Below are 13,641 nucleotides of genomic sequence, written 5' to 3' on the forward strand. Positions count from 1 at the left end.
TACGGTGCGAGCACATCTAGACCGTTTTCGAGGCGGCAGAGGAATCCATGCGGATGAAGATTGACGGCCGAGACCACTTTTGACCGCTGCGTGCATCCTCCCTCATGCCTAGAAAGGAGATAGATGGCGTCATGGGACCAACCTGAATCGCACGAGACATCCGACGTAGCAAGGGCCTCACCGAATGAGTCCACATAGAAATGCAGAGACTGCTGTCCCGCCGTTCCAACCACCACCCGCTGCTCCACGAGGAAGCATCGCCGCTCCCCTTGAAAGCCATCTGCGGCTCTCCAAAGCGACTCATTGGACGCACCAGCGCACGACGAAATGTGGGGTGTCTTCATTGAAATCCTCAGCAGCATTCGGCGAGCCGCTCTTCTCTAACCTCTGACGCAAGAAATTGGCGCCGCACACAGTATATTGTGTCTAGAAAGAAGGTCGCCCGGGACACTTTCAGCAATTGACAAGCTGAAAGCTTAATGAACCGGATACAGGCCTTTGGCAAAGCAGTGAAAGCACGGCGGCTTGAACTTCTACTCAAGCAGAGAGACCTCGCGGAGCGAACTGGCCTCCACGTGAACTTCATTTCGTTTGTCGAACGCGGAGTTCACCCAGCAGCAATAGATTCCGTGTTCGCCTTGGCCGACGCCCTCGAAACAACGGCTAGTGAGCTTTTTGCCCTCGCTGAAGCATCGGCGACACGGACCGGTAAGTCGTAGGGGAGCGACCGTGGGCACCACCGGGGACAAGCCATCTGCCCACAGGACAAGCCTGTGGACAGCCCTGCGGGTGCATGACTTGACCCCTCCCCGCGCAGTTCACAAGCGGACAAGTCACCTGCCCACAGGACGGAGCCTGTGGACAGCCCTTCGGGTTCGTGACTTGACCGCTCGACGCCACCACAAGTAGAAACCCCTAAACTCCAGCAAACAGGCTAGGTACAGCTGAGCTTCCTATGCAGACAGAATCGCTTGCTTCTGGGAATGTGACCAAACCCTTCAACATCGCCAGCTATGCACTGCTCACGCACATGCTCGCGCAGCAATGCGACCTTCAGGTGGGTGACTTCATCTGGACCGGTGGCGACTGCCACATCTACAGCAACCACACCGAACAGGTGAAGCTGCAGCTCTCACGCCAGCCGCACCCGTTCCCCACGCTGCGCATCAAGCGCCGGCCGGATTCCATCTTCGACTACCAACTCGAAGACTTCGAGGTGGTGGACTACGTGCACCACGAGGCGATCAAGGCACCGGTGGCTGTCTAGCCGCAAAAGCTGAAGGGCCTCCGCCGTATCACAAGGACAGCTCATGCCAAAAGGCTACTGGATCGCGCGCATCGAGGTCACCGACCCCGAGCAGTACAAGTTGTATGTGGCCGCCAATGCCGTACCGTTCGCCAAGTTCGGCGCCCGCATCCTGGTACGCGCCGGCCAGTTTGAGACCATGGAAGGGACCAGCCGCAGCCGCAATGTGGTGATCGAGTTCCCGAGCTACCAGGCCGCGCTGGACTGCTGGAAGTCGCCTGAGTACCAGGCCGTGCTGCCGCTGCGCCAACCGGCGTCGACCGCCGACCTCATCATCATCGAAGGCTACGACGCGCCACCTGCCGGCTGAGCCGTTCAACTGAGCGCGTGCGATGCGAGCGTCGCCTCGTAGGTACCAATACACCAGCTCTCCCTGGCGCAGTTGAAGCCGGACAAGGCTGCCTTAGTTAAGGGAGGCGCTCATCGCTGCCCCTTGTGAGAAGGCTCAAACGTGGCAGACCTCTAGTTCAGCCGACCCAATGAACGCCTTGGCTGATCCAACAGCCGGTGGCGCGCCGATGGGCATTGCCGGCGTGTATGCACGCTGGAAGAAGCCGGGCGGCGGTGACTTCTTCAGCTTCGCGATGCTCACCGTGAACGCCGACAATCACCCGTTCATGAAGCCATTCCACAAACCCGGCGAAGAGAAGCGCGTGGTGGTCATCCTTGATCCCAAGGACTACTACGCTTGGCTCTCCGTACCTGTCGACCAGGCGAAGGGCTACTTCAGGCAGTGGCAGGGTGCTTTGGATGAGTATCCGGCGCCACTGGCGCGTGCGCCCAAGTCGGTACCACTGCCCCCCCGCAAGACGAGTTGTTCTGACGAGCCCCGGCTATTGGACCGCCTTTCCCTTGAGCGCAGCCAGTTCGGCTTCGAGTGCATCTGCCTCGGCCGTGCGCGCAGCCACTGCGGCTTCGAGAGCATCTGCCTCAGCTTTGCGCACAGCCACTTCAGCTTTGATGGCCTCAGTCTCAGCGCCGACCTTGACGACCTCATCGCGGAGCTTGAGGATCTCATCGTTGAGCGCAGTGAAGTTGGCGAGCTTTTTGTCGATCTCCAGTTCGGCTGCGGCATATTGAGCCATCCGGGCCGCAACTAGCTCGTCGCCGGCTCTGGCTAACACCGCAAGTTCCGCTACGTTGACCGAGTGCTGGCGTTCAAGTTGCTCGAGGATTCGTGCGTTTTGGGTTGGCAGGCCTAGGTCTTTTCGTATCCTGGAGAGCAACGCGACAGTAGGCTCACGAGTCGCGAGCAATTTATCAGACACCATCGCGTGGTACTGGCGAAGGAGTTCACGACGTTCCGTCGTGAGTTGAAGGTGCACGGATGTATATGATCTCAGAAGGTCGCGAGTCGAGCGTAGCTTGGCTACTGCCGCCTGAGTCCGTGTGATGTCATCAGCGTTGGATGCGATGGTCATTTCGACTAAAGCCACTCCCCAGTTTTCTTTGGCCGTAGCATGGCGTTCAGCTGCCTTGGTGATATCCATCTCAAGTACAGCCAACTTTAAAGATGCTGTCAGGGCTGTCGAAAATGCTGATGAAAAGGCGCTCAGCGTCTCTCCCGCTTGAAAGGCAGTCTCCGGTTCTGCGACGACGCTCAGCTTGTTGAGTGACTCCATGAAAGCATCATATTCGTCGTGGTTCCGGAACTGGTTTGAGGACACCAGCGATTGCACGCGAACAATGTATCCACCCATTTGTCCACTTCGCGCAGCAGCGTCGAGATAGACCTCAGTCCGCAGCTCTGTCATGCGTTCGATTGACTTTTGCTCCTTGTCAAACACGAGCTGCCGCTCAAACCTCCGCTGGGCGAATAGATGGGTGATGAACACGCCAGCCAAAGTGGCCACCGCCCCGAATACCGCAGCGCCGATATTGTTTTCCATCCGTTGCCTCCTCTCCAGAGCATAGCCTGGACTAACGGGAAAGTGGCCCGGGGAGTGGCTTCGATCCTGCTCGTGCCTTGGCGAGGGGTGTCCTGTATCAAGGCACAGCGGTGGTCGCAAGCAGCAGGGTTGTGGCCTCGGCATCGATACGCACAGCGTAGTCATGCCCACCCCGCGGCCGCAGCCGTCGACGCAGCCCGGTCGGGATACTGGATATTCGGCAAACCTAATACGTGCCAAATATCCGCAGCCAAGAAAAAGGGCCCTGCATCGCTGCAGGGCCCGTCGTTCTTGGCTCCTCGACCTTGACTCGAACCAGGAACCTACGGATTAACAGCCCGGCGCTCAGACGCCGAGCGCCGCGACGATCTCAGGCGGTGCCTGCACCAGCTCGATCAGCACGCCCTCGCCCGCCACCGGGAACTCGTCGTTACTCTTCGGGTGCACGAAGCAGATGTCGTAACCCGCGGCGCCCTTGCGGATGCCGCCTGGCGCGAAGCGAACGCCGTTTGCTGTCAGCCACTCCACCGCCTTGGGCAGGTCGTCGATCCACAAGCCGACGTGGTTGAGCGGCGTCGTGTGCACTGCAGGTTTCTTGTCGGGGTCGAGCGGCTGCATCAAATCGACTTCGACCTTAAAAGCGCCCTTGCCCATCGCGCAGATGTCTTCATCGACGTTCTCGCGTTCGCTGACGAAGTTGCCGGTGACCTCAAGCCCGAGCTTGTCGACCCACAGCGTGCGCAGCCTCTCCTTGCTCGGGCCGCCGATGGCGACTTGCTGGATGCCAAGAACCTTGAACGGTCGTGTGCTCATGTGTCACTCGAATCTGATGATGATTTGATCGACGGACAGGCTTTCGCCTTTTGCGGCGGAAACCTCCGCGACAACGCCGTCTTGCGTGGCAAGCAGGATGTTCTCCATCTTCATCGCCTCGATGACGGCCAGCTTCTCGCCGGCAAGCACCTTCTGGCCCGGCGTCACGGTCACATCGACCAGCAAACCCGGCATCGGCGAGAGCAGGAACTTCGAGAGGTCCGGCGGCGCCTTGAAGGGCATCAGTTCGTTGAGCTGAGCCATGCGCGGTGGCAGCACCTTGGCCTCGATCTGCGTGCCGTTGTGCGACACGCGGTAGGCCAGGCCCACGCGCTCGATCTGGGCGCAGAACGGCGCGCCATCGACCGTGCCGCGGATCACGATGTCGCGCAGGTTCGAATGCAACTCGATGCAGTAAGCCTTGTCGCTCAGCACCACGTCGTAGCCTGACCCCTGCGGTGTGACGCTGACGGGCAATTGCTCGAACTCGCCTGCGCCCAGCGTGGTGGCGACCACGAACTCGGTGCCCACCTGAAACTCGTGCCCCGGCATCTGCCCGCTGATGCGCGTGGCGCGCTCCTGGTGCTTGCGGTTGGCCACGGCGGCCAGCGCGCGCAAGAACTTCGGGTCGTCGTGCGGCACATGCTCGGCCGAAAATCCCTTGCTGTAGTGCTCGGCGATGAAGCCGGTGTTGAAGTCACCGGCCACGAACTTCGGGTGCGCGAGCAGTGCCGACTGGAACGGGATGTTGGAGCTGATGCCACGGATCGCGAACGCGTTGAGCGCCCCGCGCATCTTGGTGATGGCGTCCAGCCTATCCTTACCGTGCACGACGAGCTTGGCGATCATCGAGTCGTAGTACATCGGGATCTCGCCGCCCTCATACACACCGGTGTCCACACGCACGCCGTCCACCTCAGGTGGCGGTGCGTACTTCACCAGGCGCCCGGTCGACGGCAGGAAGTTGCGGAACGGGTCTTCCGCATTGATGCGGCACTCCATCGCCCAGCCTTCGCGCTTGATCTCGTTCTGTTTGAACGGCAGCTCCTCGCCGGCCGCCACGCGGATCATCAGCTCCACCAGATCGAGCCCGGTGATGCCTTCGGTCACCGGGTGCTCCACTTGCAGACGCGTGTTCATCTCGAGAAAGTAGAAGCTCTTGTCCTTGCCGACGACGAACTCCACGGTGCCGGCCGACTGGTAGTTCACCGCCTTCGCCAGCGCTACCGCCTGCTCGCCCATCGCCTTGCGCGTCTTGTCGTCGAGGAAGGGGCTCGGCGCTTCCTCGATCACCTTCTGGTGACGGCGCTGGATGGAGCACTCGCGCTCCCACAAATACACCGTGTTGCCGTGCGCATCGCCCAGCACCTGGATCTCGATGTGGCGCGGCTCCTCGACGAACTTCTCGATGAACACACGGTCATCACCGAAGCTGTTGCGCGCCTCGTTCTGGCACGCGGTGAAGCCCTCGAAGGTTTCCTTGTCGTTGAAGGCCACGCGCAAGCCCTTGCCGCCGCCCCCCGCACTGGCCTTGATCATCACCGGGTAACCCACGCCCTTGGCAATCTCGACCGCCTGCGCCGCCGTCCCGATGGCCGCGTTGTGCCCAGGGATCGTGCTCACCTTGGCCTCGGCCGCCAGCTTCTTCGACGCGATCTTGTCGCCCATCGCGGCGATGGACGCGTGCTTCGGCCCGATGAAGACGATGCCCTCTTCTTCGACCCGCCGCGCGAACTCTTCGTTCTCACTGAGGAAGCCATAGCCCGGGTGCACCGCTTGCGCGCCCGTCTGCTTGCAAGCCGCGATGATCTTGTCCATCACGAGGTACGACTCACGCGATGGCGGCGCGCCGATGTGCACCGACTCGTCGGCCAGCTCCACGTGGCGCGCATCGCGGTCGGCATCGGAGTAGACAGCGACGGTCTTGATACCCATCTTCTTGGCTGTCTTGATGACGCGGCAGGCGATTTCGCCGCGGTTGGCAATCAGGATTTTTTCAAACATGTCGTACACCGATAGGTAGTCGGGCCGGCGAAGCAAGGCCCACGTCAAGCAACGCCCGTGGAGCCGGCTTTGCCGGTCCACCAGGCGGCGCCCCTTGGGGGCAGAGCCTGGACATGAAAGGTCCAGTGGACCATTCATGCCTGGCGAGGAGTTGGGCCGCTGGCCCAACGCGGCCTGCAAGGCGGCAGCGAAGCGACTGGGGGGCCAACATCACAGAGGAATGTTCCCGTGTTTTCTCCACGGGTTCTCTACCTTCTTGTTGCGCAGCATTACCAAGGATCGGCAGATGCGCTTGCGCGTCTCATGGGGCTGGATCACGTCGTCGACGAAACCGCGGGCACTCGCCACGAAAGGGTTGGCGAACTTGGCCTTGTACTCGGCCTCGCGCGCAGCCAGCTTGGCCGGGTCGCTCTTCTCTTCGCGGAAGATGATCTCCACCGCGCCCTTCGCGCCCATCACGGCAATCTCAGCATTCGGCCAGGCGAAGTTGACGTCACCGCGCAAGTGCTTGGAGCTCATCACGTCGTACGCCCCACCGTAGGCCTTGCGTGTAATGACCGTGATCTTGGGCACYGTGCATTCGGCGTAGGCGTACAGCAGCTTGGCACCGTGCTTGATGATGCCGCCGTACTCCTGCGAGGTGCCCGGCATGAAGCCCGGCACGTCGACGTAGGTGACGACCGGGATGTTGAACGCATCGCAGAAGCGCACGAAGCGTGCGGCCTTGGTGCTGCTCTTGATGTCCAGGCAACCCGCCAGCACCAGCGGCTGGTTGGCCACGATGCCCACCGTCTGCCCTTCCATGCGGCAGAAGCCGATCACGATGTTCTTCGCGTACTCGGGCTGCAGTTCGAAGAACTCGCCGTCGTCGGCGGTCTTCACGATCAGCTCCTTGATGTCGTAGGGCTTGTTCGGGTTGTCGGGCACCAGCGTGTCGAGCGACATGTCGATGCGGTCGGCCGGGTCGTTGCTCAAGCGCACCGGTGCCTTCTCGCGGTTGTTGAGCGGCAGGTAGTTGTAGAGGCGGCGCAGCATCAGCAGGGCCTCCACGTCGTTCTCGAACGCGAGGTCGGCCACGCCGCTCTTGGTGGTGTGCGTGCTGGCGCCGCCGAGTTCTTCGGACGTCACCTCCTCATGCGTGACGGTCTTCACCACCTCGGGACCGGTGACGAACATGTAGCTGCTGTCCTTCACCATGAAGATGAAGTCGGTCATTGCCGGCGAGTAGACGGCGCCGCCGGCGCACGGGCCCATGATCATGCTGATCTGCGGCACCACGCCCGAGGCCATCACGTTGCGCTGGAAGACTTCGGCATAACCGCCGAGCGAGGCCACGCCTTCCTGGATGCGCGCGCCGCCCGAATCGTTGAGGCCGATCACCGGTGCGCCGACCTTCATCGCCTGGTCCATCACCTTGCAGATCTTCTCGGCGTGCGCTTCGCTGAGCGCGCCGCCAAAGACGGTGAAGTCCTGGCTGTAGACGAACACCAGGCGGCCGTTGATCATGCCGTAGCCGGTGACGACGCCGTCGCCGGGGATCTTGTTGTCGTCCATGCCGAAGTCGTGGCAACGGTGCTCGACGAACATGTCCCACTCTTCGAAGGTGCCTTCGTCGAGCAGCAGCTCGAGCCGCTCGCGCGCGGTGAGCTTCCCCCTGCCGTGTTGCGCGGCGATGCGTTTCTCGCCGCCGCCGAGCCGCGCCAGCGCGCGCTTGGCTTCGAGTTGTTCAATGATGTCGTGCATGGCTGCTCGCAGTTTGTTGTCTTGGTCTACGACCGGGTGAAGAGCTTGAGCAGCGTACGCGCTGCCGATGAAGGTGCAATGCGCGCGTCGTTGACGCTGCGCACGATGTCGGGCAGCGCTTCTCGCACCGCGGGGTGGCGGCGAAAGTCCGTCTGCAAGGTCGATTGAATGATGTCCCACATCCACGCCATGCCTTGCTGCTGGCGGCGGGTGTCGAACTCGCCGCTCGTGCGGCGCAACTGAACGAAGCGCTCGACGTTCTGCCAGAACACGTCGATGCCCTGCGACTTGAGGGCGCTGAGCTGCAGCACGCGGGCGCTCCAGCGGTCGTCGGATGGGTGCTCGCCCAGCAGCCGCAGGGCACCGGTGATCTGCGCTTCGGCCCGCGCCGCGGCGTTCGCGTCGAGATCGGCCTTGTTGATCAGCACCAGGTCGGCCAGCTCCATCACGCCCCGCTTGATGGCCTGTAGATCGTCGCCGGCATTGGGCAGCTGCATCAGCACGAACATGTCGGTCATGCTCGCCACCGCGATCTCGCTCTGGCCGACGCCGACAGTCTCGACGATCACCACGCTGTAGCCGGCCGCCTCGAACACCAGCATCGCCTCGCGGGTCTTCTCGGCCACGCCACCCAACGTGCCGGACGAAGGGCTGGGGCGGATGTATGCGGCCTCGTGCGTGGACAGCTGTTCCATGCGCGTCTTGTCGCCGAGGATGGAGCCACCGGATACGCTGGACGAAGGGTCGATGGTCAGCACCGCCACGCGGTGACCGCGCTCGATCAGCATCAGGCCGAGCGCTTCGATGAAGGTCGACTTGCCCACACCGGGCACGCCCGAGATGCCGAGGCGCAGCGCCTTGCCGGTCTCGGGCAGAAGCGCATTGAGCAACCCGTCCGCCTGCTCGCGGTGGTCGGCGCGGGTCGATTCGAACAGCGTGATGGCCTTGGCCAGCATGCGGCGGTTGCCGCAGCGCACGCCCGTCAGCAGCTCTTGGTCGGTGAACACGCGATCCACGAACGATCAGGCCTTGGCCAGGTTGGCCCTGATCTGCTCGAGCACGTCCTTCGCACTGGCCGGGATGGGAGTGCCGGGCCCGTAGATGCCCTTCACGCCGGCTTCGTAGAGGAAGTCGTAGTCCTGCCGTGGGATCACGCCGCCGACGAAGACGATGATGTCGTCGGCGCCCTGCGCCTTGAGTGCCTGCACGATGGCCGGCACCAGTGTCTTGTGGCCGGCTGCCAGCGTGCTCACGCCCACGGCATGCACGTCGTTTTCGATGGCCTGGCGCGCGCATTCTTCGGCGGTCTGGAACAGCGGGCCCATGTCGACGTCGAAGCCGAGGTCGGCGAAAGCGCTGGCCACAACCTTGGCGCCGCGGTCGTGGCCGTCCTGGCCGAGCTTCGCGATCATCACGCGCGGGCGGCGGCCTTGCTCGTCGGCGAAGGCGGCGATCTCGGTTTGGAGCTTTTCCCAACCCTCGGCACTGTCGTAAGCAGCTGCGTACACACCGGTCACCTTTTGCGTATCGGCGCGGTGGCGCCCCCAGACTTTTTCGAGTGCATCGCTGACCTCGCCCACCGTGGCACGCACGCGCATGGCCTGGATGGAGAGGTCGAGCAGATTGCCTTCGCGACTCTCGGCACATTGCGTCAGCGCGTCAAGCGCGGCCTGCACCGCTTGGGCGTCGCGTGTCGCGCGCACCTGCTTCAGCCGCTTCACCTGGTTGTCGCGCACGGCATGGTTGTCGATGTCGAGCGTCTCGATCGGATCTTCCTTCGCGAGCTTGTACTTGTTGACGCCGACGATCACGTCCTTGCCGGAGTCGATGCGAGCCTGCTTCTCGGCGGCACTCGCCTCGATCTTGAGCTTGGCCCAGCCGCTCTGCACGGCCTTCGTCATGCCGCCCATCGCGTCGACTTCTTCGATGATGGTCCAGGCCGCGTCGGCCATGTCCTGCGTGAGCTTCTCCATCATGTAGCTGCCGGCCCAGGGGTCGACCACATGGGTGATGTGCGTCTCTTCCTGGATGATGAGCTGCGTGTTGCGCGCGATGCGCGAGCTGAACTCACTGGGCAGCGCGATGGCTTCGTCGAGCGCGTTGGTGTGCAGGCTTTGCGTGCCGCCGAACACGGCAGCCATGGCCTCGATGGTGGTGCGCACGACGTTGTTGTACGGGTCTTGCTCGGTGAGGCTCCAGCCGGAGGTCTGGCAGTGCGTGCGCAGCATCAGGCTCTTGGCGTTCTTCGGCTTGAACTCGTTCATGATCTTCCACCACAGCAGCCGCGCCGCGCGCATCTTGGCCACCTCGAGGTAGAAGTTCATGCCGATGGCCCAGAAGAACGAGAGCCGCCCGGCGAACTCGTCGACGTCGAGTCCCTTGGCCAACGCCGTCTTCACGTACTCCTTGCCGTCGGCCAGCGTGAAGGCGAGCTCCAGCGCCTGGTTGGCACCGGCCTCCTGCATGTGATAACCCGAGATCGAGATCGAGTTGAACTTCGGCATCTTCTTCGCCGTGTATTCGATGATGTCGCCGACGGCGCGCATGCTCGGCTCGGGCGGAAAGATGTAGGTGTTGCGGACCATGAACTCCTTGAGGATGTCGTTCTGGATGGTCCCGCTCAACTGGTCTTGCGCCACGCCCTGCTCTTCGGCCGCGACCACATAGCCGGCTAGCACCGGCAGCACGGCGCCGTTCATCGTCATCGACACCGACACCTTGTCGAGCGGGATGCCGTTGAACAGTATCTTCATGTCCTCGACGCTGTCGATCGCCACGCCCGCCTTGCCGACGTCGCCGGTCACACGCGGGTGGTCGCTGTCGTAGCCGCGGTGAGTGGCCAGGTCGAAGGCCACGCTCACGCCCTGCCCGCCAGCCGCCAGCGCATTGCGATAGAACTCGTTCGACGCTTCGGCGGTAGAGAAGCCCGCGTACTGGCGGATGGTCCAGGGTCGCACCGCGTACATCGTGGCCTGCGGGCCGCGCACGAACGGCGCAAAGCCGGGCAGCGTGTCGGCGTACGGCAGGCTCTGCACATCGGCCGCGGTGTAGAGCGGCTTGACGACGATGCCTTCGGGCGTCACCCAGTTCAGCGCATCCACCCGCCCGCCGGGCGCGGACTTGGCAGCGGCCTTCTGCCAGGCAGCAAGGGCTTCGGGGGTGAGCTTGGCGTCGTTGGACATGAGGTGTTTTCTTTGGGGCAATCAGGGTGCGCGATCCGGGACGACGATGTCAATGGCGGGGTCGGCCACTGGCCATGGCCCCACCAATCAACGCCGACCCAGCGCCACGCGCCTGAGGAAATGCGCTGGAACTTGACTGGACGCCGCTTGCGCCTTCGCCCATAATTCAAAATTGAATTATGTACATCAGCTGCACTTTCAGCAAGCGCAACGCCCAATGACCGGCCCCACTCTCGCTTCATCGCTCGCGAGCGCGTCACCGCGCCTTCGTGAAAGCGCGCTGTACGAGCAGGTGGCCGAGCGGCTGCGCGGCCGCATCCTCGCGCACACCCTCGCCCCGGGAAGCTGGATCGACGAGCAGGCCCTGGCCACCGAGTACGGCATCAGCCGCACGCCCCTGCGCGAGGCGCTCAAGGTGCTGGCCGCCGAAGGCCTGGTCACGATGAAGTTGCGCCGTGGTGCCTACGTCACCGAGGTCTCGGAGCGCGACCTGGCCGAGGTCTTCCACCTGCTCGCCCTGCTGGAGAGCGACGCAGCCACTACCGTGGCCACAAGCGCCACCGACGCCGAGCTGGCAGAGCTGCAAGCACTGCACGAGCACTTGGAAAGCACGGTCAATGACCGCGACGCCTTCTTCCGCGCCAACGAGCAGTTCCACATCCGCCTGCTGCAGATTGCCGACAACCGCTGGCGACTGCAGCTGGTGAACGACCTGCGCAAGGTGATGAAGCTCAACCGCCACCACTCGCTGTTCAAGCAAGGCCGGCTCGAAGCCTCACTCGCCGAGCACCGCCAGATCATGGCCGCCCTCATGGCGCGCAACGCGGCCAAGGTGCAAAAGCTGATGCAGCAGCACATCGACCACGGCCGAGAGGCTGCCACCTTGTCGTGACGGTTGCCGGCGCGTCATACGGCGCTGCCACAATCTCGCCGATGAACCGCCCCACGCTCAGCCTGGTCGCCGCCGTCTCACGCAACGGGGTGATCGGACACGACAACCATCTGCTCTGGCACCTGCCCGAAGACCTGCAACACTTCAGGCGCGTGACGCTGGGCTGCCCGGTCATCATGGGCCGCAAGACCTGGGACTCGCTGCCCGATCGTTTTCGCCCGCTGCCCGGGCGAACCAACATCGTCGTGACCCGCACCGCGCAATGGCAGGCGACTGGCGCGCGGGTCGCCGGCTCGATGGCACAGGCGCTTGCGCTGGCGGCTGACGCACACAAGGTCTTCGTGATCGGCGGAGCCGAGCTGTATGCCGCGGCGTTGCCACTGGTCGATGAACTCGTGCTCACCGAAATCGACCGCGACTTCACCGGCGACGTGAGCTTCCCTTCATGGGAGCGTGCGCAGTTCAAAGAGGTCCAAAGAGAGTCACACCACGCGGGCGAGCCGAACGACTTCGACTACGCCTTCGTCACTTACCAACGAAAAGACTGAGGAGAACACCATGTCCGAAGGTGGATTTCACGTTCACGGCCCGCACGACCACGCGCTGGAGCACGCCGCTCAGCACGAGCCCGCCGGCATGGCCGGCCAGCTCGCAGTGATCACCGCGATTCTCGCAACGGTGGGCGCCATGTTTGCCTACATGGGCGGCGCCACGCAGGCCAACGCCGGCCTGTACAAGAACACCGCGGCCATCAAGAAGACCGAGGCCTCGAACCAGTGGAATTACTACCAGGCGAAGAGCGGCAAGCAGAACCTCAGCGAGCTGGCCGTCGAGCTGGCGCCCGAGGCGCGCAAATCGTTCTACCAGGACGAGGTCAAGCGCTACAAGACCGAGAAGGCCGAGGTGATGACTGAGGCGCAGAAGCTCGACAAGGAATCGACCGAGTGGGACAAGAAGAGCGATGAGCAGATGCACCAGCATCACCGCTGGGCCCAGGCAACCACCGCGCTTCAGATCGCCATTGCGATGGCGGCCATCGCCTTGCTGACCCGCAAGCGCTGGCTTGAGTACGCGGTGTTCGGCGTCAGCGCCGTGGGCATGGCGCTCGGCGCTGCCGCCTGGTTCCACTACTGAGATCGCTGAGATCGCTCAGGTCGGCAAGCACCGCCGTCAGGCGACCTCCAACGGTGCCACGGTTGCTGCTTCACCGGCCCGAATGGACCCATCGGGCCGCTGATAAGTGCCGATGAGGTAGCCGCTGGCGAGCGTGCGTTCCCGCAACGCATCGACCACCGCCGCACGGCCCGGCGCTTCGGCGAAGGCCTCGCCGGGGCCCAGCGCGAAGATCTGGAACACGTAGCGGTGCGTGCCGTGGCCAGGCGGCGGATCGGGCGGCAGCCAGGCTGCGCGCAGGTACGAATTGCGCCCAGCGTTCACATCCGCCGTTCCGTCGTGATCGGGGCTTTGCAGCGCCCCGCTCGCGAGCGCGCCGTCGGCCGCTTCAAGGTCGACCGCGATCGCGTGGACCAGGGGCTGCGGCGTCGGCGCGTCGGCGTCTTCCACGATCAGCACCACCGAAGCCGTGCCTAGCGGCACGCCGCTCCATTGCAGCGGCGGCGACATGCCCGAGCCATCGGCGGTGTATTCGGCCGGGATCGGTGCGTGGTCGGCAAACGCCAGGCTCGTCACCTTCAGCGTGCCGGTGCCGGCGTTGGGATCGATCTGGTTGAATGCGATCTTCTCCAGGCCGGCCCGCTGCTCGCGCAAGACGTGGCCGAGGACATCGGGCAGTTTCTCCAGCATGGTGTGACC

The 13,641-nt window shown here is 63.4% G+C and carries 12 protein-coding genes and 2 pseudogenes; 7 read left to right on the forward strand and 7 right to left on the reverse strand.

The features are described 5' to 3' along the window. Positions 1–479: 479 nt before the first annotated feature. From AC1DYS_RS28465 to AC1DYS_RS28480, 4 genes and pseudogenes are all read left to right on the forward strand, one after another. A complete protein-coding gene (locus AC1DYS_RS28465) occupies positions 480–719 on the forward strand; it encodes a helix-turn-helix domain-containing protein (protein WP_477904913.1) in 240 nt (79 codons plus the stop codon). Positions 720–994: 275 nt separating this feature from the next. Further along, positions 995–1,267 (forward strand): annotated as a pseudogene (gene thyA / locus AC1DYS_RS28470) (thymidylate synthase); the annotation flags it as partial. Between the two features lie 43 nt (positions 1,268–1,310). Further along, complete coding sequence (locus AC1DYS_RS28475) at positions 1,311–1,616, forward strand: DUF1330 domain-containing protein (RefSeq protein ID WP_477904914.1); 306 nt, start codon at positions 1,311–1,313, stop codon at positions 1,614–1,616. Between the two features lie 169 nt (positions 1,617–1,785). Then, a pseudogene (locus AC1DYS_RS28480) lies at positions 1,786–1,998 on the forward strand (hypothetical protein); the annotation flags it as partial. 141 nt (positions 1,999–2,139) lie between these two features. On the opposite strand, the gene AC1DYS_RS28485 reads toward AC1DYS_RS28480, so the two are convergent. The 6 genes from AC1DYS_RS28485 to scpA form a co-directional block, all read right to left on the reverse strand. Next, complete coding sequence (locus AC1DYS_RS28485; RefSeq protein ID WP_477905007.1) at positions 2,140–3,195, reverse strand: hypothetical protein; 1,056 nt, start codon at positions 3,193–3,195, stop codon at positions 2,140–2,142. Positions 3,196–3,540: 345 nt separating this feature from the next. Next, positions 3,541–4,008: a VOC family protein gene (locus tag AC1DYS_RS28490; RefSeq protein WP_477904915.1), complete on the reverse strand. Its 468-nt coding sequence runs from the start codon at positions 4,006–4,008 to the stop codon at positions 3,541–3,543. A gap of 3 nt (positions 4,009–4,011) precedes the next feature. Next, on the reverse strand, positions 4,012–6,012 hold the full coding sequence (accC, locus tag AC1DYS_RS28495; RefSeq protein WP_477904916.1) for an acetyl-CoA carboxylase biotin carboxylase subunit: 2,001 nt from the start codon (positions 6,010–6,012) through the stop codon (positions 4,012–4,014). A 210-nt stretch (positions 6,013–6,222) separates the two neighbouring features. Then, positions 6,223–7,755, reverse strand: coding sequence for an acyl-CoA carboxylase subunit beta (locus AC1DYS_RS28500; RefSeq protein WP_477904917.1), 1,533 nt, complete (start codon positions 7,753–7,755; stop codon positions 6,223–6,225). Between the two features lie 26 nt (positions 7,756–7,781). Further along, a complete protein-coding gene (gene meaB, locus AC1DYS_RS28505) occupies positions 7,782–8,762 on the reverse strand; it encodes a methylmalonyl Co-A mutase-associated GTPase MeaB (protein WP_477904918.1) in 981 nt (326 codons plus the stop codon). Between the two features lie 15 nt (positions 8,763–8,777). Further along, positions 8,778–10,937 carry a methylmalonyl-CoA mutase gene (scpA, locus tag AC1DYS_RS28510; RefSeq protein WP_477904919.1) on the reverse strand — a complete coding sequence of 720 codons (2,160 nt, stop codon included), beginning with the start codon at positions 10,935–10,937 and terminating at the stop codon, positions 8,778–8,780. Between the two features lie 217 nt (positions 10,938–11,154). Between scpA and AC1DYS_RS28515 the strand changes: the two genes are divergently transcribed. From AC1DYS_RS28515 to AC1DYS_RS28525, 3 genes are read left to right on the forward strand one after another with little or no spacing between them, the layout of a single operon-like run. After that, complete coding sequence (locus AC1DYS_RS28515; RefSeq protein WP_477904920.1) at positions 11,155–11,829, forward strand: GntR family transcriptional regulator; 675 nt, start codon at positions 11,155–11,157, stop codon at positions 11,827–11,829. 41 nt (positions 11,830–11,870) lie between these two features. Then, on the forward strand, positions 11,871–12,377 hold the full coding sequence (locus AC1DYS_RS28520) for a dihydrofolate reductase (RefSeq protein ID WP_477904921.1): 507 nt from the start codon (positions 11,871–11,873) through the stop codon (positions 12,375–12,377). Between the two features lie 10 nt (positions 12,378–12,387). Then, complete coding sequence (locus tag AC1DYS_RS28525; RefSeq protein WP_477904922.1) at positions 12,388–12,963, forward strand: DUF4337 domain-containing protein; 576 nt, start codon at positions 12,388–12,390, stop codon at positions 12,961–12,963. A gap of 36 nt (positions 12,964–12,999) precedes the next feature. Here the strand turns inward: AC1DYS_RS28525 and AC1DYS_RS28530 are convergent, their stop codons facing one another. Continuing rightward, positions 13,000–13,632: a YbhB/YbcL family Raf kinase inhibitor-like protein gene (locus tag AC1DYS_RS28530; RefSeq protein ID WP_477904923.1), complete on the reverse strand. Its 633-nt coding sequence runs from the start codon at positions 13,630–13,632 to the stop codon at positions 13,000–13,002. Between the last annotated feature and the right edge of the window lie 9 nt (positions 13,633–13,641).

The sequence above is a fragment of the Rhizobacter sp. P2_G4 genome, from assembly GCF_056403575.1.

What these genes read in the sequence shown, in the direction of transcription:
- AC1DYS_RS28465 (WP_477904913.1), top strand. Translation starts at nt 480, where the DNA reads ATGAACCGGATACAGGCCTTTGGCAAAGCAGTGAAAGCACGGCGGCTT.
- AC1DYS_RS28475 (WP_477904914.1), top strand. Translation starts at nt 1,311, where the DNA reads ATGCCAAAAGGCTACTGGATCGCGCGCATCGAGGTCACCGACCCCGAG.
- AC1DYS_RS28485 (WP_477905007.1), bottom strand. Translation starts at nt 3,195, where the DNA reads ATGGAAAACAATATCGGCGCTGCGGTATTCGGGGCGGTGGCCACTTTG.
- AC1DYS_RS28490 (WP_477904915.1), bottom strand. Translation starts at nt 4,008, where the DNA reads ATGAGCACACGACCGTTCAAGGTTCTTGGCATCCAGCAAGTCGCCATC.
- accC (WP_477904916.1), bottom strand. Translation starts at nt 6,012, where the DNA reads ATGTTTGAAAAAATCCTGATTGCCAACCGCGGCGAAATCGCCTGCCGC.
- scpA (WP_477904919.1), bottom strand. Translation starts at nt 10,937, where the DNA reads ATGTCCAACGACGCCAAGCTCACCCCCGAAGCCCTTGCTGCCTGGCAG.
- AC1DYS_RS28515 (WP_477904920.1), top strand. Translation starts at nt 11,155, where the DNA reads ATGACCGGCCCCACTCTCGCTTCATCGCTCGCGAGCGCGTCACCGCGC.
- AC1DYS_RS28520 (WP_477904921.1), top strand. Translation starts at nt 11,871, where the DNA reads ATGAACCGCCCCACGCTCAGCCTGGTCGCCGCCGTCTCACGCAACGGG.
- AC1DYS_RS28525 (WP_477904922.1), top strand. Translation starts at nt 12,388, where the DNA reads ATGTCCGAAGGTGGATTTCACGTTCACGGCCCGCACGACCACGCGCTG.
- AC1DYS_RS28530 (WP_477904923.1), bottom strand. Translation starts at nt 13,632, where the DNA reads ATGCTGGAGAAACTGCCCGATGTCCTCGGCCACGTCTTGCGCGAGCAG.